Origin of the sequence: Kurthia sp. YJT4 (assembly GCF_030219945.1) — a bacterium.
Taxonomy (GTDB): domain Bacteria; phylum Bacillota; class Bacilli; order Bacillales_A; family Planococcaceae; genus Kurthia; species Kurthia gibsonii.
On the sequence record NZ_CP126689.1, the window covers coordinates 1,139,565 to 1,156,749 of the forward strand.

Annotated in this window: 36 protein-coding genes; 35 read left to right on the forward strand and 1 reads right to left on the reverse strand. The window is 35.6% G+C overall.

From position 1 onward, the window contains the following. The 3 genes from QN089_RS05460 (at window position 1) to QN089_RS05470 (ending at window position 1,181) form a co-directional block, all read left to right on the forward strand. Window positions 1-522 (forward strand): helix-turn-helix domain-containing protein, encoded by a 522-nt coding sequence (locus QN089_RS05460; protein WP_285216167.1) that lies wholly within the window; start codon window positions 1-3, stop codon window positions 520-522. Continuing rightward, the gene (locus QN089_RS05465; RefSeq protein ID WP_121176705.1) at window positions 516-791 is read left to right on the forward strand and encodes a hypothetical protein; all 276 of its coding nucleotides are present in this window, start codon (window positions 516-518) and stop codon (window positions 789-791) included. The genes QN089_RS05460 and QN089_RS05465 overlap by 7 nt, the downstream gene beginning before the upstream one ends. Before the next feature lie 195 nt (window positions 792-986). Beyond that, complete coding sequence (locus tag QN089_RS05470) at window positions 987-1,181, forward strand: hypothetical protein (protein ID WP_285216168.1); 195 nt, start codon at window positions 987-989, stop codon at window positions 1,179-1,181. Here QN089_RS05470 and QN089_RS05475 read toward each other — a convergent pair. Then, window positions 1,164-1,541, reverse strand: a complete 378-nt coding sequence (locus QN089_RS05475) for a DUF2513 domain-containing protein (RefSeq protein ID WP_285216169.1) — start codon at window positions 1,539-1,541, stop codon at window positions 1,164-1,166. The genes QN089_RS05470 and QN089_RS05475 overlap by 18 nt on opposite strands. Window positions 1,542-1,601: 60 nt before the next feature. Between QN089_RS05475 and QN089_RS05480 the strand changes: the two genes are divergently transcribed. The 32 genes from QN089_RS05480 to QN089_RS05635 all read left to right on the forward strand — a co-directional run bounded on the left by QN089_RS05480 (window position 1,602) and on the right by QN089_RS05635 (window position 17,147). After that, window positions 1,602-2,375, forward strand: a complete 774-nt coding sequence (locus tag QN089_RS05480; protein WP_285216170.1) for a conserved phage C-terminal domain-containing protein — start codon at window positions 1,602-1,604, stop codon at window positions 2,373-2,375. Next, on the forward strand, window positions 2,320-3,141 hold the full coding sequence (locus tag QN089_RS05485) for an ATP-binding protein (protein ID WP_285216171.1): 822 nt from the start codon (window positions 2,320-2,322) through the stop codon (window positions 3,139-3,141). Before QN089_RS05480 ends, QN089_RS05485 begins: the two co-directional genes overlap by 56 nt. Window positions 3,142-3,144: 3 nt before the next feature. Continuing rightward, window positions 3,145-3,351 carry a hypothetical protein gene (locus QN089_RS05490; RefSeq protein ID WP_285216172.1) on the forward strand — a complete coding sequence of 69 codons (207 nt, stop codon included), beginning with the start codon at window positions 3,145-3,147 and terminating at the stop codon, window positions 3,349-3,351. 61 nt (window positions 3,352-3,412) lie between these two features. Further along, window positions 3,413-3,619 carry a hypothetical protein gene (locus QN089_RS05495; RefSeq protein ID WP_285216173.1) on the forward strand — a complete coding sequence of 69 codons (207 nt, stop codon included), beginning with the start codon at window positions 3,413-3,415 and terminating at the stop codon, window positions 3,617-3,619. Then, window positions 3,620-3,814 (forward strand): hypothetical protein, encoded by a 195-nt coding sequence (locus tag QN089_RS05500; RefSeq protein ID WP_121176718.1) that lies wholly within the window; start codon window positions 3,620-3,622, stop codon window positions 3,812-3,814. Continuing rightward, window positions 3,811-4,056: a hypothetical protein gene (locus QN089_RS05505; RefSeq protein WP_285216174.1), complete on the forward strand. Its 246-nt coding sequence runs from the start codon at window positions 3,811-3,813 to the stop codon at window positions 4,054-4,056. The genes QN089_RS05500 and QN089_RS05505 overlap by 4 nt, the downstream gene beginning before the upstream one ends. Next, window positions 4,057-4,227: a hypothetical protein gene (locus QN089_RS05510; protein ID WP_285216175.1), complete on the forward strand. Its 171-nt coding sequence runs from the start codon at window positions 4,057-4,059 to the stop codon at window positions 4,225-4,227. Between the two features lie 12 nt (window positions 4,228-4,239). Continuing rightward, window positions 4,240-4,497 carry a hypothetical protein gene (locus QN089_RS05515; protein ID WP_285216176.1) on the forward strand — a complete coding sequence of 86 codons (258 nt, stop codon included), beginning with the start codon at window positions 4,240-4,242 and terminating at the stop codon, window positions 4,495-4,497. 285 nt (window positions 4,498-4,782) lie between these two features. After that, a complete protein-coding gene (locus QN089_RS05520; RefSeq protein WP_285216177.1) occupies window positions 4,783-5,010 on the forward strand; it encodes a hypothetical protein in 228 nt (75 codons plus the stop codon). A gap of 41 nt (window positions 5,011-5,051) precedes the next feature. Then, window positions 5,052-5,354: a hypothetical protein gene (locus QN089_RS05525; protein WP_285216178.1), complete on the forward strand. Its 303-nt coding sequence runs from the start codon at window positions 5,052-5,054 to the stop codon at window positions 5,352-5,354. Between the two features lie 36 nt (window positions 5,355-5,390). After that, window positions 5,391-5,636, forward strand: coding sequence for a hypothetical protein (locus QN089_RS05530; protein ID WP_285216179.1), 246 nt, complete (start codon window positions 5,391-5,393; stop codon window positions 5,634-5,636). A gap of 5 nt (window positions 5,637-5,641) precedes the next feature. Beyond that, the gene (locus tag QN089_RS05535) at window positions 5,642-5,941 is read left to right on the forward strand and encodes a hypothetical protein (RefSeq protein ID WP_285216180.1); all 300 of its coding nucleotides are present in this window, start codon (window positions 5,642-5,644) and stop codon (window positions 5,939-5,941) included. Window positions 5,942-5,952: 11 nt separating this feature from the next. Further along, the gene (locus QN089_RS05540; protein ID WP_285216181.1) at window positions 5,953-6,207 is read left to right on the forward strand and encodes a hypothetical protein; all 255 of its coding nucleotides are present in this window, start codon (window positions 5,953-5,955) and stop codon (window positions 6,205-6,207) included. An 84-nt stretch (window positions 6,208-6,291) separates the two neighbouring features. Next, window positions 6,292-6,459: a DUF3954 domain-containing protein gene (locus QN089_RS05545; RefSeq protein WP_285216182.1), complete on the forward strand. Its 168-nt coding sequence runs from the start codon at window positions 6,292-6,294 to the stop codon at window positions 6,457-6,459. A gap of 52 nt (window positions 6,460-6,511) precedes the next feature. Beyond that, entirely contained in the window at window positions 6,512-7,294 is a 783-nt protein-coding gene (locus QN089_RS05550; protein WP_285216183.1) for a hypothetical protein, read from the forward strand. A 98-nt stretch (window positions 7,295-7,392) separates the two neighbouring features. Next, on the forward strand, window positions 7,393-7,890 hold the full coding sequence (locus QN089_RS05555; RefSeq protein ID WP_285216184.1) for a sigma-70 family RNA polymerase sigma factor: 498 nt from the start codon (window positions 7,393-7,395) through the stop codon (window positions 7,888-7,890). Beyond that, window positions 7,890-8,471, forward strand: a complete 582-nt coding sequence (locus QN089_RS05560; protein WP_285216185.1) for a site-specific integrase — start codon at window positions 7,890-7,892, stop codon at window positions 8,469-8,471. Before QN089_RS05555 ends, QN089_RS05560 begins: the two co-directional genes overlap by 1 nt. Before the next feature lie 399 nt (window positions 8,472-8,870). After that, entirely contained in the window at window positions 8,871-9,038 is a 168-nt protein-coding gene (locus QN089_RS05565; RefSeq protein WP_285216186.1) for a hypothetical protein, read from the forward strand. Beyond that, window positions 9,031-9,336, forward strand: coding sequence for an HNH endonuclease (locus QN089_RS05570; protein ID WP_285216187.1), 306 nt, complete (start codon window positions 9,031-9,033; stop codon window positions 9,334-9,336). Before QN089_RS05565 ends, QN089_RS05570 begins: the two co-directional genes overlap by 8 nt. Window positions 9,337-9,457: 121 nt before the next feature. Next, the gene (locus QN089_RS05575; protein ID WP_285216188.1) at window positions 9,458-9,826 is read left to right on the forward strand and encodes a hypothetical protein; all 369 of its coding nucleotides are present in this window, start codon (window positions 9,458-9,460) and stop codon (window positions 9,824-9,826) included. Continuing rightward, a complete protein-coding gene (locus QN089_RS05580) occupies window positions 9,819-11,504 on the forward strand; it encodes a terminase large subunit (RefSeq protein WP_285216189.1) in 1,686 nt (561 codons plus the stop codon). The genes QN089_RS05575 and QN089_RS05580 overlap by 8 nt, the downstream gene beginning before the upstream one ends. A 14-nt stretch (window positions 11,505-11,518) precedes the next feature. Further along, entirely contained in the window at window positions 11,519-12,742 is a 1,224-nt protein-coding gene (locus QN089_RS05585; RefSeq protein ID WP_285216190.1) for a phage portal protein, read from the forward strand. Further along, window positions 12,705-13,286, forward strand: coding sequence for an HK97 family phage prohead protease (locus tag QN089_RS05590; RefSeq protein ID WP_285216191.1), 582 nt, complete (start codon window positions 12,705-12,707; stop codon window positions 13,284-13,286). The genes QN089_RS05585 and QN089_RS05590 overlap by 38 nt, the downstream gene beginning before the upstream one ends. A 20-nt stretch (window positions 13,287-13,306) precedes the next feature. Further along, window positions 13,307-14,488, forward strand: a complete 1,182-nt coding sequence (locus tag QN089_RS05595) for a phage major capsid protein (RefSeq protein ID WP_285216192.1) — start codon at window positions 13,307-13,309, stop codon at window positions 14,486-14,488. A 14-nt stretch (window positions 14,489-14,502) separates the two neighbouring features. Next, the gene (locus tag QN089_RS05600; RefSeq protein ID WP_285216193.1) at window positions 14,503-14,814 is read left to right on the forward strand and encodes a Rho termination factor N-terminal domain-containing protein; all 312 of its coding nucleotides are present in this window, start codon (window positions 14,503-14,505) and stop codon (window positions 14,812-14,814) included. Further along, on the forward strand, window positions 14,765-15,055 hold the full coding sequence (locus QN089_RS05605; protein WP_285216194.1) for a phage head-tail connector protein: 291 nt from the start codon (window positions 14,765-14,767) through the stop codon (window positions 15,053-15,055). The genes QN089_RS05600 and QN089_RS05605 overlap by 50 nt, the downstream gene beginning before the upstream one ends. Further along, a complete protein-coding gene (locus tag QN089_RS05610; RefSeq protein WP_285216195.1) occupies window positions 15,027-15,335 on the forward strand; it encodes a phage head closure protein in 309 nt (102 codons plus the stop codon). The genes QN089_RS05605 and QN089_RS05610 overlap by 29 nt, the downstream gene beginning before the upstream one ends. Beyond that, window positions 15,325-15,687 (forward strand): HK97 gp10 family phage protein, encoded by a 363-nt coding sequence (locus QN089_RS05615; RefSeq protein ID WP_285216196.1) that lies wholly within the window; start codon window positions 15,325-15,327, stop codon window positions 15,685-15,687. Before QN089_RS05610 ends, QN089_RS05615 begins: the two co-directional genes overlap by 11 nt. Continuing rightward, window positions 15,684-15,998, forward strand: a complete 315-nt coding sequence (locus tag QN089_RS05620) for a hypothetical protein (RefSeq protein ID WP_285216197.1) — start codon at window positions 15,684-15,686, stop codon at window positions 15,996-15,998. The genes QN089_RS05615 and QN089_RS05620 overlap by 4 nt, the downstream gene beginning before the upstream one ends. Window positions 15,999-16,010: 12 nt before the next feature. Then, complete coding sequence (locus QN089_RS05625) at window positions 16,011-16,583, forward strand: major tail protein (RefSeq protein ID WP_285216198.1); 573 nt, start codon at window positions 16,011-16,013, stop codon at window positions 16,581-16,583. A 16-nt stretch (window positions 16,584-16,599) separates the two neighbouring features. Further along, a complete protein-coding gene (locus QN089_RS05630) occupies window positions 16,600-16,968 on the forward strand; it encodes a hypothetical protein (protein ID WP_285216199.1) in 369 nt (122 codons plus the stop codon). Window positions 16,969-16,985: 17 nt separating this feature from the next. Further along, a complete protein-coding gene (locus QN089_RS05635) occupies window positions 16,986-17,147 on the forward strand; it encodes a hypothetical protein (RefSeq protein WP_285216200.1) in 162 nt (53 codons plus the stop codon). The last annotated feature ends 38 nt before the right edge of the window (window positions 17,148-17,185 follow it).

Below are 17,185 nucleotides of genomic sequence, written 5' to 3' on the forward strand. Positions count from 1 at the left end.
ATGAAAAAAGTGGGCGAAGTCATGAAAGAAATCAGAGCTAACAAAACACAACAAAAACAGGCGCTAGAAATGTCTGTATCACGCGAGACAATATCGCGTTATGAAACAGGTAAAGACAAAGTTAACGCTGGTGTAGCGCGTCAGTATAGTGCTAAATACGATAATCCAATGTTTGCGATGGCAATCCAAACAGAATACACAGGTACAGGTCCTGTTTTGCTCGATGGTCCAAATGCAGATTTACATCGTTCAGCAGTGAAAGAAAAAACATTAGAAGAGCTAGGGGAAGCATTCAATCGACTAAAATCGACAAGTCTTGTAAAGCCTTTGGCTGCAATGGAACTATATGAAAAACAAGATTTACACGATGCACTAGAGGAATTAGTAGAAGCTACAACAGCTATTAGTAATTTAGTCGCGGTTGTCTGCATGGAAGCAAAAATTAGCTATAAAGATTTATGGATGGATCACTATCGTTATTTAGTGTCACAAGGGTTGTTAAAGGAGGACCTAACATGTTAGACCGTTTTCGAGTTCAAGATGTAGAGAAGGCAAAAAGTCTACTAGATAGCGCAGAGCAATCAATTGAAGAAGTAAAAGCATTCTTGGCAGGTGGTCACTGGGCAGCTGCAGACATCGCTACAGAAACATTGCACAAGGCAACAACAGAACTATGCTTGTTGGCTCACGCAAAAAGAGAGCATGATCGTCTACAAAACTTGGCACGTAAGCTACAACAAAAAAATATAGCAGCGGAGGTAATCAAATGTTATTCGACACTTTCGATTTAGTATTAGCGACTGTCTCATCGTCAGTTATTACAGCAGTAGCTGTAGCGACAATGTTTACTTACAAAATTCAAAAACAAAAATAAGGAGGAACCAATATGTTTGAAATACTTATGTATCCGTTATGCATGATTTATGGCATGGCAGTGATGTACTTATCATTTGATGGAGATACAAAGAAGAAAGGATGAGTTTTAGATGAGCAAAGAAGTAGAGAATTTAGCGATTAAATCTAAAGGTATAAATGTAACTTGTGGTGTTATCAAAGTTTTACATGAAAATAAATTAACATTTCAGGAGTCTTACGAAGTGTTATTCGGACAAGTAAAAGCTCTTGAAGAATTTATTCAAAAGAACCCTGAAATGAAGGATAAATTATTCCAAGTTCAATAGTTTTCGTAGAGTACTATTAGCTATTTCAGAAAGAATAGACAAGGGTACGCTAGAAACCTTGGAAGTAACATTTTTGGTTAAGGTCCAAACATTTGAGTCGCGAATAGTATCTAAAAATGTATGACCCTCATAAGTAAGTGTACTTATGTAATAGTAATCAAAATCAAAGTTTGGTTGTCCTTTTATAAAACCAGCTTCAATAAGACGGTCTGATACATACATTAATTCATCTTCTGTATAAGACTTTTCTTTTAGCGCACTGTTCTGCACGTAGTGAGCTAAGCTGTACGTTTTATTTACAATCGAAACTTCTTCGATTGATAGTAATAGGTCTCTCACACATTCTTGATTCAGTTTCATAACATTCACCTCCTTTATAGGTGAATTATACCAAATGAAAGTTTTATAGGAGGATTTATCATGGCAGAAATAAATGGTGTTAAATACGAGGGCATACTCGCTAAAGGATTTGGATTGATTCCACGCATGCTAACACGTGATAAGGATTTGAGCATTGAAGCAAAAGCAATCTATGCATACCTTGCAGCATTTGCTGGTAATAATAACGAAGCTTTTCCAAGCGTAGAACTGATTTGTTCAGAATTGAATATTTCTGAAAATCGATACCATAAACATCGTAAGGCACTATTAGAAAAACAATATATTCGTATCAGGAGAGAGCGACTTGAAACAGGGTTTTCTAAAAATCATTATGAGTTGGTACAAATGATTCCTGATACCGTATCCCTTCAAAACGTAGGCATAGGAAATGTAGGCATAAGAAACGTAGGCATACAAAATGAAGGTACTAATAGTAACAGTCTTAATAAAAACAATATTAATAGTAACAGTAATAAAGAGAATATTACGTCTTGCAAGCAAGACAGCGCATATTCAGCTGTTGTCGATTACTTAAATTTAAAAGCAAATACGAAATACAAAAGCACAGCTGGAGCAACTAAAAAATTAATTAAGGCTCGGTTAGATGAAGGCTTTACGATTGATGATTTTAAAACAGTTATCGATAAAAAAGTAGCCACTTGGTTGCATGATCCACAGTTTAGCCAATATCTAAGACCAAGTACATTATTCCAAGCATCTAAGTTCGAGGGATATCTAAATGAAAGGGTGAAAGGATATGAAAGCAATCGCACAAGCCATGCCAAAGAGTATAGCGACGGTATTAACTTCTAACGAATGTCAGTTACATGCGAAACCAGTACAGCTAATGATGATTGATGGTCATGAAGTATGTCCTAAATGCCAATTGCAGAAAGAAAATGAAGCTTTTGAGCAATCTTTGCAAAATGAAATTTTAGAACGTGAAGCGAAGAAAAAGAAAAACACTTTGTATATGCGATCAGTATTCGCAGATGAAACAATTCGAGGTGCATCATTTGGTGGTTTTTATGCAGAGTGTGAAGAAGAAGCTAAGAATAAAGAGTTAGCAATTCAAGCTTTTAAACATTATAAGAGTGGCAAGATATTTACAACGCTCTTACAAGGCGACACTGGCGTCGGTAAGTCGCACCTAGCAATGTCGATTCTAAGAAATTTAAATGAAAAACTAGACGTAGAGTGCGTGTTTGTGAGTGTACGAGAGATGATGTCAAAGATTCGTGATTCATTTGACAACAAGGAGAGCAAGTACACACAACTTTATTTTGTAGATTTATTGTCACGAGTGGATTATCTGTGCCTAGATGATTTAGGCGCAGAAACAGGAGCTATCACAACAAATAAGACGGCAACAAACTTTACGTTAGAGGTCCTGACAGCCATTTTGGAAGCTCGACAAACTAAGTCAACAATTATTACTTCCAACTTATCTCGGAACCAGATGGAAGCGATGTATGATAAGAAATTGATTTCGCGAAGTCTTAAAAACATTGCAGTTATTAAGTTTGAACAAACGCGCGATAAACGAGTAGTCGCATTTGATTTGAACCAGGAGGTGTAAATCATGGCTAATACATCATCAACGACAACGCAATTTGCTAGTGGTAATGGTGTGGGGCTTTTAAAATGCCCACATCCAGAGTGCGGGCATTACAACACGATTATTACTAAAGTACACTGTCGCATGCATCATCAAATGGAACGTGAAGAATTATTTGCTTTGTATGGTCAGCCAACGCGAATCCATTTGAATTATGGAAATTTGAAATGAATACAACGAGATCTACATACGTTGCGAGAAGAAATTATTAAAACATTGGAGGTTATTGAAAATGACAGAAAAAATGAAACCGGTACTAATCGGATTTGATGGTCCAGAGCCTTATGCGATTGTAATTATAAACAGAATCGGTGGCAGTCGTTTTAAGCAAGTTTGCTACGACCTGCAAGAGCTAAACAACGTGTTTGAGAGATTTCCACACCAAGAAGGTTATGTGTTAGAAGTGCTAATGGCAGAACCGTTAGAGGAGGTGGTCTAAATGGAAAAGATTTTCGCTTTGTACAAAGGCGAAACATGGATTTGGGATGGTACGATTCGAGAATTGTCTGATTACACAGGGAAATCTTTTGAGTCTGTACGTTGGCTACAATATGAGTCTGCTAAAAAGCGAGCATTGTCTAAAAAGAATTATCAAGGTTTTTGGTTAGAACCTATTGAGGAGGAATCGATATGAACCTGAAACATCAAGGTATTAACTCACGTGGTCGTAGAGAATGGCTAGATACAGATTTAAATCAAGTAATGGAGGAATGGCAAAAAGAACATTACGAAACGTGCGTAACTGAATTGGAGAAAATGCTTGATCGAAAGCTTTCGAAAACGGAATTACAACATATTTTATGGTTGAGTGGATTTGATGAAAGTACGATTGATACGTTCAGAGGACTGTTTAGGGATTTAAAGGAGGTTCTGTGAATGAAATACACTCTATATCAAAGAGACAACTTCGTACTGGAAGGAACGATTGAAGAAGTGAAAGCATTTGTACTTGAACATGAAGCAAATTGTCAGCATAGGCATGTGACATATATTGAATTGAACGGTGTACGTGGGACAGTCTGTGATGATTGTGGGGAATTACTGTAAAGAGGTGAAGGTATGAAAAGCGAAAAAAATATTACGATTGAGATTGACCGATTATGTGAAAAGTTTGAAGAATTGGCAAAGTTATTAGCCATTAAAGAAACTTATTTTGATGGCTTTAAAAAGACGATTAAGCATGATTTTAGCTCAATTTCTTTTGAAGGTGAATTATATAGAAAGTTAGAAACAGAAATTTATCACCTAGAACGTGAACAAGCCGCAGTTCATACGCAAATAAAAACTTTAGTGTGGGTGATAGATCGCACCAAGTAAACAAAGATTTAATAAGTAACTGTGTGGAGGGGTGCTAATGAAATTTTTAGATATTTTAACACTAAAGCGGAGACGTTGCGATCATACTTACGTTTATCTTAACAAAGAATCGGTCGGAGCAAGTTACGGATGCGATGTGCTTTTCCATGACGAGTATTATGTGAAGTGTTTAGAGTGTGGGAGAGAGGTTAGATGTTTTAGTGCTGAACAGGTACTACGTTTAGTTACTAAATTGGACAAAAAAGTTATTACACAAACGAAACAAAATGCGAAGGAGTAGAGAGAATGGAGAAGTCATTAGGCACATCGCAATACAGATTGAATTATGCAACTGATTTTGCAGAAGCAATTAATGAAAATATGAAGCGATTAGAGTTGATTTGGCAGTTAGCAAGAGAAGGTGTAATAACAAAAGAGCAAGCTACTTTAGGAATTAAAAACCATATTCAAATGATTGATGATAACATCGAGTATTTCAAAACATACTATTCTTGGCGTGAGGATATGGAATAGTAAATACACATCACGACCAAAATGCGAAAGGGGATGAAAAGATGACCAAAACAGATTTCAAGAAGTACACGAAAGATGAATTAATTTATTACTTGGAAAGTATTCAAATATATATTCCTAAACGGGAGACAACTTCAATAAAATATTCAATTTTGAACAAAAGATATGAGGATATATCGAACGAGATAAACGTGACCTTGGAAGATACTACACGCGCAATTAAGCGATTTAATGAAAAGAAAACTATTGAACATATGATTGCAGTGAAAGAGTTAAACGATAAATACATTCGCTTATCTAATAAACAACGAAAAATAGAAAAAGAATTGCGGGGGGTGTTTTAAGAAATATAATTTTAAATAGAAAAAGGAGTGAATACATTGCCGCACAACTTCAACAATCCAGTTCATAATTGTTGTACTTGCGGACATTATAACCGTAATGCAGGTACCTTTTCATTTTGTCTAGTACAAAACGCTGATGTTTGGGAAGGAGATCATTGCGATAAACACGCAAGTTATGCGGAAGCAAAAAAGCGGGAACAAAAAGAGTTGCAGTTTACCGATACGGTTTTTGATCGTGGAGATGGACGAGCAAACTTCCCGAGTAAAAATACGAAGGAGTGAATAATGTGAAAGAATTAGATTTTTCCGATTATGATGCAATTTGTGCCGAAATGAAAAAATATATGATTAGTGGTGATTATGATAAAAGAAATGAGCTTTTGCCATTAGCGAAGAAAGCTTTTAGAGCAATTAAACATCCTTACAAGGTAGGGGATGAGGTAGATGTTTTTGGTGGATCACGTTGGCAAAGAACCGTTATCACAAAAGTTGTAAGTAACGGAGAAATTCATACACCAACCGTAGTTGTACCTATAACGCTTATCAGATATCCAAAAGAAAAACATGAACAAATGAGTTTATTTTAGGAGTGATTAATATGCAGCAACAAATGGACCTGTTCGGGGTATTGATGGAAATGAGTGCCATCGATAAAATACGCAATGAAATTGATAGTTTGAAAGAATTTGACTACATTCAGACGAGCTTATGTACGGTAGAAAAAGCAAAAGAGTTGTATGTTGTAAAAACCAATGATTTCGAGGAATGTTTCAGAAGCAAATCAAATTTATTAGATTTTGTGGAACGTGGATCGCGCGAAGGTTGGGATTTTGTATATGAGTTACAACAGTAAAAAGACAAAAAAATAAAGCACTAGAGTTTCCTCCAATGCTCGATTTAACTTGGTAATTAAATTATAGCATAGGAGGAATAACTTATGACAAACGAAAAACAAATTGATTTAACAAAAAATGCGGTGTACATAGTCAGAGGTGGCAAGTTAATTCAGATTGATAATCCTCCTTTGGGATTTGGGAAACAAGAAATTAGCTGGCAAGATGGCAAACCAACGCATGTTGATTATAAATACAGTAAAAAATTATGATTAATGTAATTTAAAGGGTATAATTGAAGGTGTATAATAAAGGGGAACAAAAATGATATCAAATAAACATAATTTTTTATATGAATTTAAATTTGCAGTAATGGATTTGGGGTATGATTTGGAACATCATGGGTCTACTGAATTTTGTAGACAATTAGACATACTTTCTAATAAAATATTTCTTACACTTGCTGATTTTTATAGTTTAAGTAAACAGACATCAGATGTAATAACGAATGACTATGAGAAGAAAATGTCCTTTTTTTCTGAATTAGGAAATAAGATAAAATCAAATCAAAAAAATAATGATGAAGAAACAAATGAAATTATTAGTTCGAATTATTTAACCCAACAAAATATGGCTTATGAGTTCTTATTTTTTCAGGAGACGGTATTAAATTTTGGTATAGCAATTAAAATATATTCATTTTTTGAGGATATTCTAGAATTGTTGTGTGGCTTATATGAGAAATATTGTAATATCAAAATTGACAATGAGAATGCCAAAAGTAAACTCAGCAAACATGTGGAATATTTAGAAACAAATTTTAAAGTAAAGTTAACTAAAACTAATGAATGGTATCTATTAACTTCTTGGAATAAAGTCCGCAACAGATTTATGCATGGCTATGGAATATTGAATCGACATGAAAGTGATTTAAAAAAACGTATAGAAATGATAGGTTTGGATATAGTTGAAAAACCGTACATATATAATGTTGAGCAATATATATGTATTAAACCTATAAACATAAAGGAACTGATAATGTTAATAGATGTTATATTATCCAAATGTATAGTAGATATTGAGGTATTAAAGAAATTGGGAATTTAATATTTAATAAGCTTATCGGAAAAACCGAGAGCAACAGATTTACGCAATTACTGCGTTTATTTGTTGCTCTTTTTTTCGTCTAAAGGGAGGAAAAGTATATGAACGAGTTGTTGCTAGAATACAAAGAAACATTAAAAAATACAAAGGCATTACTAAATAGATTAAAAGAAAATGGAGCTTGTGAAGATGATTTGAAAAATGTTCGTTCATGGATTAGTAATTTGGAATATACGATTAAATGGATTCGGACAGGCAGACAGCCAGGAGCAACTCGTGGTATAGAAAGACGCGCAGCATATGACCGAGAGATTCCTGTTGAACCTTATTGGATTCAATTAAATAAAGATTCGAATGTAGAGGTTTTTGAATCAGAAATTACAGAAGAAGAAGTAGAAAAGGACGAAATGAAACAAGATTTAATAAAAGAAATAATGAAAGTTTTAGATAAAAAAGAAAAAGAAGTTTTTGAAATGTGTTCAAATAAATTTTCGCAATATAAAATAGCTGAAATGTTAGGGATTTCAAGAGATGAAGTGAAAGTTATTATTGCACGATGTAAAAGAAAAATTCATAACGAAGGGTGGATTCTTGTTTAATGAGATATGTACAGCCAATTCGAGATATGGATCAGGTACAAGAATTTATGGAATATCTGGACGAGAAAAACAAAAGGAATTTTATTATGTTCATGTTAGGAATTAATTTAGGACTAAGAATATCGGATGTTTTGCAATTAAGAGTACGAGACGTAAGAAATAAAACATCTATTAAAATTTATGAGAAGAAAACAGGAAAGTATAAACAGATGATTATAAGTGATGAATTAAGACGCGCAGTCAAAGAATATACAAAAAATATGAAGCCATATGATTATTTACTTCAAAGTAGAAAAAGAACAAAAACAGGTGCTCAAAAGCCGATTAGTCGAGTACAAGCTTACCGAATTATGAAAGATACAGCAGACGCTATTGGATATAAAGGAGATGTAGGTACACATACAATGCGCAAAACTTTTGCATATCATTTTTACCAGCAAACGAATGATGTAGCGACATTACAAACGATATTCGGTCATGAGCATCAATCAGATACATTACGCTATATAGGTGTAGAACAAGAGCGTGTTGATAATGTCGTGAACAACTTATTTAGAAGAAGAAAAAACAAACAAGAATAAAGTGTGAGTGGTTGTTGTTATATCAACAACTGTTATTATTTTTAACTCTATGAATGTTACATAACTTATATTCTTGTACATTCAAAATAAAAAAAAATAAAGATGTTGATATATCAGTATTTTGTAGCATGTTTCTGAATGTAACACTCACTAAGATATGTTACATTGGCAATCAAAAAAATCCCAAAAGCACACTTATAGTGTAAGGGTAATAACTTACGCCATGTTAAATCCTCCTTTTTTAACATATTTGATTTGGTGATTGGCAGATAATAGAGCGAGTTAGCACGTTTTATTATCTGCATATTACTATTTATTGGTGCAGGCATACGACTAATTGTTTCACTCCCTTTGAATTGTTGTATGTCTGCATGAATAAATAGCAAAGGGGAGATTGTATTGAGTACAAGAACAATTCATTTTAAGAATGGCAAGGCTATCACAGTAGTTGGAGACGTAGTTCTTTATAGTCCAACAATGGATAAGGTTCGTAAAACAGATAGCAATATTCATTACGTCAATCAGGAAGAAGTATTACTCGTGACGAGTGATGATAAGAATGCTTAAACATACTGTAGAAGCTAAGCGACTTTATAAGAGTGCTGCATGGCGACGTTGTAGAGAGTCTTATATTGCTAAGATACATGGGCTTTGTGAGCGATGTGGCGAGCCTGGTAAGATAGTTCATCACAAGACACACATTGATAGTGAGAACATTAATGACCCAATGATCACGCTGAACCACAACAACTTAGAATACTTATGTCAGACTTGCCATAACCGAGAACATCACGAGAAATATAGTCCGGTTAGATACGGAATGGCATTCGATAATGACGGTAATTTAATTAATTTAGAAGGGTAATACCCCCCTTAAAATAAAAAATATTTGAATCAATCGGGGACCGAGAGGGGAGCTTCAAAAAATGCGCAAGTCGCGCGCGAGACCCCCCCTCCACCAAAAACAACAAAAGTAGGTGATTTTAGTGGCAGTTAAAAAAGAGTTGACGAAAGCTGAAAGAATTACAAAAGAGGAACGCCGATTAAAAAGAAATTACAAAGACATCCAAAAAGACAAGTCAGCGGTTGTCGAAGGTCTTATTCGTCGCGCCGCATTTATGCGAGCAACTTTGGAAGATATGGAACTAGATCTAGATGAACGCGGGTTTGTGGAAATGTTTGCACAAGGTGAACAAGAACCTTACGAACGTGAACGACCTGTTGCAAGGCAGTACCAACAAATGAATAAAAACTATCAGTCGATTATCAAACAACTTTCTGACTTGCTACCAAAGGAGCCGATTAAGCAAAAAGAAGATGATGGCTTTGAAAGCTTTGTGATGGCTCGTGATTAAATATCCGATTGCTTATAATCCAATCGTTGAATATTTTGAGAAAATTGAATCGGGTGAAATTGTAGTCGGCTTTAAAGTTCTACGGATCTATAAAAAGTTAGTCGACGATATATTCGACCAATCAAGCGAATACGAATATAGCGCAGAAAGAGCAAATCATGCGATTGAGTTCATCGAAAATTTTTGTAAACACTCGAAGGGTAAGTGGGGCGGAAAGCCAATTGAATTAGAGCTATGGCAAAAAGCTTTCATTGCAGCATCTTTTGGTTTCATACATAAGATTGATGGCACTAGAAAGCATCGTGAAGTTTTATTAGTAGTTGCTCGTAAAAATGGGAAGTCGACTGTAGCTTCTGGAATTGGTTTGTATATGCAAGTTGCTGATGGCGAGCCAGGGGCAGAGATTTATGCAGTAGCGACTAAAAAAGACCAAGCAAAATTAGTTTGGATTGATGCCAAAAGAATGGTGACGAAATCGCCAGCGCTAAGAAAAAGAATCAAGCCACTGGTTTCAGAATTACGCGCCGATTTTAATGATTCAACTTTTAAGCCACTTGGTTCAGATTCCGAAACCTTAGATGGATTAAATGTTCATGGGGCGATGATGGATGAAATCCACGCTTGGAAAGACAAAAACCTCTATGACGTAATTGTTGATGGTACATCTTCAAGGGAACAACCACTTATATTTATGATTACGACTGCAGGAACGATTCGCGAATCTGTTTATGACATGAAGTATAAAGAAGCGGAAATGCTTTTAAATGGATTGGATGATGAAGATGGTTATAAAGATGACCGATTCTTGCCAATCGTTTATGAGTTGGATCATCGTGAAGAATGGGCAGATGAAACAAAGTGGATGAAAGCTAATCCAGGGTTAGGAACCATTAAACAATTAGACCAATTAAAAACCAAAGTGAATAAGGCTAAAAATAATCCTTTGCTAGTAAAGAACTTACTGACGAAGGATTTTAATATTCGCGAAACATCGAATGAGTCTTGGCTGAATTTTGAACAGCTGAATAATCCAGAAACATTTGATTTATTAACATTAAAACCTAAATATGGAATTGGTGGAACGGACTTATCAAAGACAACCGATTTAACTGCAGCAAAAGTTCTGTTTAAAATTCCAAATGACGATACGATTTATGTAAATCAAATGTATTGGTTGCCAGAGGACCTACTCGAAGCGCGAGCAAAAGAGGATAAAATTCCTTATGACTTGTGGCATGACAAAGGTCTTTTACGAACAACGCCAGGTAATAAAGTACATCCAAAGTTTGTGACACAATGGTTTTTAGAACAACGAGAAGAACATGGAATTTATCTACCTTGGATTGGTTACGATTCGTGGTCCGCCGATTACTGGGTGGAAGAAATGAAAGGACATTTCGGAGCAGAAGCAATGATTCCTGTTATTCAAGGAAAGAAAACTCTTTCTGGTCCAATGCACGCTTTAGGAGCAGATTTAGAGAAAAAGAAAATTAATTACAACAACAATCCAATCGATAAGTGGTGTCTTTCTAATACTTCTGTCGATATCGATAAAAATGCAAATATCCAACCAGCAAAAACAAGTAATCAGCGCCGACGTATTGACGGTACTGCAGCATTATTAAATGCATATACAATCTTACAAGATAAGTTGAACGAATATGAAAATATGATATAGAAGGGAGGTATTTCATGGGACTATTTGAGAAAATGTTTGGACGGAAAACAGAAACGTCTCAATCAAATAATCGATTCAAATTGATTAATGATAGTGATGGTGGATTTTTTAGTTGGGATGGTAAATTGTACAAATCCGATATTATTCGTGCAGCTATTCGTCCTAAAGCGAAGGCAATCGGAAAACTTACTGCCAAACATATTCGTGAAGGTACTGAATTTAAAGTGAATCCAGATGTAAATATACGATTTCTTTTAGAAGAACCGAATCCAATTATGTCAGGACAAGTTTTCCAAGAAAAGATGGCAGTGCAATTAGAATTGAACAATAATGCATTTGCTTATATTAAGCGTGATGATTTTGGAATGGCTACAGAAATTTATCCAGTTCCTGCATCATCTGTAGAGCTAATTGAAGGAGAGCATGGGGAAATCTATTTGAAATTTCTATTTGTTAATGGACAAAAAATGACTGTTCCATATGTTGATATTATTCATTTACGATCTGATTTTAACGATGATGATTTTTTTGGTTCACATCCTGGTGAGGCTTTAAAAAACTCGATGGATATTATTAATACAGCAGATCAAGGGATTGTTAAAGCAATTAAGAACAGTGCATCAATTAAGTGGCTATTAAAGTTTAAGACGGTTTTACAGCCAGCTGACATGAGACGAGAAATTGACAAATTCACAGAAGATTATTTATCTATTGATAAAAATAATGGCGGCGCAGCTGGAACAGATAGTCGCTACGATTTAGAACAAGTCAAAAACGACGCCTATGTGCCAAATGAAAAGCAATTAGCGAATACTACGCAACGTGTGTATTCGTTTTTTAATACGAATGAAAAGATTGTCCAATCGAAATACACAGAGGACGAATGGAACGCCTATTATGAAGCGCAAATTGAGCCTGTAGCCATGCAATTAGCCAATGAGTACACTCGTAAGCTATTCACGCGAAAACAACGTGGATATGGCAATAAAATCATTTTTGAAGCATCTAGTTTGCAGTACGCTTCAATGGCTACCAAGATGAATCTTGTCCAAATGGTTGACCGCGGTGCATTAACACCGAATGAATGGCGTTCTATCCTTTCATTAGGTCCTATTGATGGCGGAGACAAGCCTGTAAGAAGATTAGACACAGCTTTAGTACAAGATGGAAACGTAGTGAAGGAAAAAGGAGGTGAAAATAATGGCGACAGTGGAGAAAAGGAATCTGACGACGAATAGTGTTGAGATTCGTGAGGATGAGGCAGGAAATCGCACCTTAACAGGCTATGCAATTAAGTGGGAAATGAAATCTGTAACGATGGGATGGCGGAGATTTCGTGAGCAATTTAAACGTGGAGCCTTCACTGAATCCTTAACAAATGAGGACCAATTAGCTTTGTGGTCGCACGATACGTCTAAAGTGCTTGGTCGAACAAAGAATGGAACATTAAGATTATTCGAAGATGAAATCGGCTTGCGTTTCGAGCTAGATTTACTTGATACAACGCTTGGCGATGATGCTTATAAAACCATTAAGCGCGGAGATGTTGATGGTGTTTCATTTGGTTTTAGTATGTTGAAACAAGAGTGGGATGAAGCAGATCCTGATAATGTAATTCGAACAATCACGAAAGCAAAACTACTAGAAATTTCTCCTGTAGCGTTCCCAGCCTATCCCGATTCAGAAGTTTCAGCGCGTTCGAGCGATCCATACGAACAGCATGTATTAGAAAAAAGAAATGAACAGCGTCGTAAAAGACTATATTTAAAAACATTAATTTAATTAATCGGAGGAATATTTATATGAAAACAAAAGAAGAATTACTCGCTCGTAAGAAAGAAATCGCTGAATTATTAGCAGATGAAAAACGTTCGATTGATAACTTAGACGCAATCGAAAATGAGCTACGAGAAATTAATGAAGATATTGCTACAATTGAAAAACGTGAATTTTTAAAAGCGGAAGCGGAATCTATTAACAATGGCACCAATCCTGAAGCACGTTCAATTACTACTTTTAATGGTAATTATAATCCAGAAACACGTTCAAACGAGGAAAAAGAAACGTCTTATCGTAATGCATTTATGGATTATGTATTGCGTGGTACAAAAATTCCAAGTGAACTACGTGAAACAACAGGTACAAGTGATGTAGGTTCTGTTATTCCACAAACTGTACTGAATCGTATTGTTGAAAAATTAGAAGCTTCAGGCATGATTTTACCTTTAGTTACAACAACAGCTTTTAAGGGTGGGTTAACAATCCCAATCTCAACTGTAAAGCCTAAAGCGACATGGGTGGCAGAAGGTGCTACATCTACAAAACAAAAGAAAGCAACAGGTTCAATTACTTTTAACTATCATAAATTACGTTGTGCAGTTGCAGTTACATTAGAAGTCGACACAATGTCTTTAGCAGTATTTGAACAAACATTAGTAAATAACATTGTTGAAGCGATGACAATTGCTTTAGAGCAGTCAATTATCGATGGTGATGGTATTGGTAAACCAAAAGGTGTTCTCGCTGAAACACCAAAAGAAGGACAATCACTAAGTGTCGCAAAAGTTGAATATCAAACATTAATTGATGCAGAGGCAGCACTTCCTTTGGAATATGAAACAAATGCTGTTTATGTAATGACAAAAAAGACGTTTATGAAATTAGCAGGTATCAAAGACGAAACGGGCCAACCAATTGGACGTATTAATTATGGACTTGCAGGAGCTATCGAACGCTCTATTTTAGGACGTTCTGTTGTGCTATGTAACTATTTAGATTCATTCGATACTGCAGCTACTGGAAAGCCATTTGCCTTCTTATTCAATTTTAAAGACTACGTTTTGAATACAAATTATCAAATGGGTGTAAAAAAATATGAAGATAATGAAACAGATGATATGGTAACAAAAGCAATTTTAGTAGCAGATGGTAAAGCGATTGATACAGGCTCTTTAGTTGTATTAAATAAAGCAGCAGCAGTTTAATTGGAGGGATATAGATGAAACATAAGGTATTAAAATCATTTATTGATAAAACATCGTTGGTTGGGTATAACGAGGGCAATACGTATGAATCAACAGATTCAGAGCGGGTTGCTTTTTTAGTGGATCAAGGCTATATTGCAGGCGAAATTGCTGTTGAAAATTTAGATTATATCCAGCTAAAAGCGCAGGCGAAAAATCTTGGCATCAAAGGCTACAACAAAATGAAACAAGAAGAATTATTAGCTGCAATTGAAGCGGCAAAGGTGGCTGACACAGATGGTGAATCAGGAACTACTGGTGAAGATACGCAAGTCACTACGGATTAGTCATACAAAGTTAGACGATGAGATTTCCGAATTGATTGAAGCAGCTAAGCTAGATTTAAAAATCAGTGGCGTTGCAAAAATTGATGAAGCAGATCCACTAATCATTCGAGCAATTTCTCTTTATGCAAAATCAGCTAGTGGCTATTTTGAACAAATGGCAGAGCGTTACGATCAATCGTATAAAATGCTTAAAATTAGTTTGGCATTGGCGGGTGATTACAATCAAGAATCAATTAATTAATTTAGTGTCTATTGAAAACATCAAGGACGACTTAATGCAAGATATTGAAGTAGAAACACCGAGAGAAGTATTTGCTGAAAAGCGAAGTATTTCACAGCAAGAATTTTTCAATGCTGGTCAAACAGATATCAAACCAACAAAGTGCTTCGTTATTTACTCACATGAGTACAATGACGAGCGCTTTTTAATTTACGAAAATAAAAAATATAGTATCTATCGGACTTACGAGAAGGACGAGGATATTGAATTGTATTGCGAGGTGCGGACAAGTGGGAATTAACGTCAATCAGTTAGCAAATGCAATTGTGCGTGAGGTAGTTGCGTACGATAAAAAAGTCGCAAAAGCAGTTCAGCGCGAAACGCGAAGAGTCGCAAATGAAACAGCCGAAGAATTACGTCAAAACTCGCCGCGCAAAACAGGTCGTTATGCAAGTGGTTGGGCGGTCCGAAAAGAGGGCGATGGATATCGAGTTTATAACAAAGAAAGTCCACAATTAACGCATTTACTTGAATTCGGTCATGCAAAAGTAAATGGTGGACGAGTTCCACCAGCTAAAATTCATATTCGTCCTGCAGAACAAAATGCAATTGACAATCTCGAAGCGAGACTTAGAGAAGTGGTGAGTGAATGACCTTACAAGATTTCGCAAAGCTAATTCAAAATCTCGCTATACCAATTGCATACTATCAATTTAAAAGCGCTCAAACGCTACCATTTGCTGTGTATTACAATCCAAGCGACAACGTGTTACGAGCAGATAACAAAGTGCTATATAAGACGCGTAACGTCACTTTCGAGGTATATACAAATTCGAAAGATATTGCGCTTGAAGGAAGAATTGAACAGCTCTTTAATGAGCATGAAATTTATTATGATAATCCAACAGATGTGTTTATTGAATCAGAAAATGTATGGCAACGAACATACAATATTATTTTGTAGAGGAGAATGAAAATGTCAGAAAACAAAGTAGCATTTGGTCTTAAAAATGTCCATTATGCAGTAATTACAAAAGGTGAAGATGGTGCCGAAACATATGGCGTACCAAAACGCTATACAGGAGCAGTTGAGCTTACTTTAGAGCCAAAGGGCGAGTTAAGTGAGTTTTATGCAGATGATACGGTTTATTATTCAGCAAGCACTAACCAGGGTTATGAAGGTACATTTAACGCAGCAGAAGCACCAGAAGATTTCCGAATTAGTGTCTTAGGTGAGAAGTTAGTCGGTGGTTTATTAGTCGAGGATGCCAATATTAAGCCAAAACCTGTAGCACTTTTATTTGAATTTGACGGTGATGTAAAAGCAACTCGTCACGTTTTATATAATGTCACATTCAATCGTCCAGGATTAGCTTCTAAGACAAAAGAAGATGCGACAGAAGTTTCAACAAATGAATTGAGCTTTATGGCTGCACCACGTGCCAAAGATGGTCGAGTGAAAATTAAAACATCATCTACAACAACTGATGAAATCTATAACAAGTGGTACACAGCAGTTCCAGAAGCTGTTGAACCACCAATTGTCTAATAAGGGGGAAATATAAATGGAAATTCAAATTGGTGACAAGAGTGTACGCTTTGAAGCGAACGCTCTTTTTCCTGTTAAATACAAACAACTAACAAAGCGTGACATTTTCAAGGATATGAAAGAAATCGAAAAGCTAGCAAATATTACAGCTGAAACAATGGATCAATTTAATATCGATGTTTTATTTGATATCGCTTATACACTGGCTTGGTTTGCAGATCGTAGCATCGGAGAACGTGACGAGTGGTTACTGTCGTTTGACGAGTTTAATATTTACGAAGTCTTACCGCAAATCACAGGCTTATTAGCCGATTCACTTGCAACTAAAAAAAACATTCCAGTAGCATCGCCACAAAAAAAGAAGAAAAAGAAACAGAAGAATTAACAACAGAGCTTTATTTAGTGCTATGTCGCACAAATAAGCTCACACATGATGATATGGCGATGATGACGATTGGTATGTGTCTTGAATATATAGAGACGTATAACGAGGTTCATCATTCAAAATCAACAAAGAAAAATAAAGTCGTACAGGCTAAGCAAAGTGATTTCGATGCTTTTTAGATTTTAGAGAGTGCTTATGCATTCTCTTTTTTATTTGC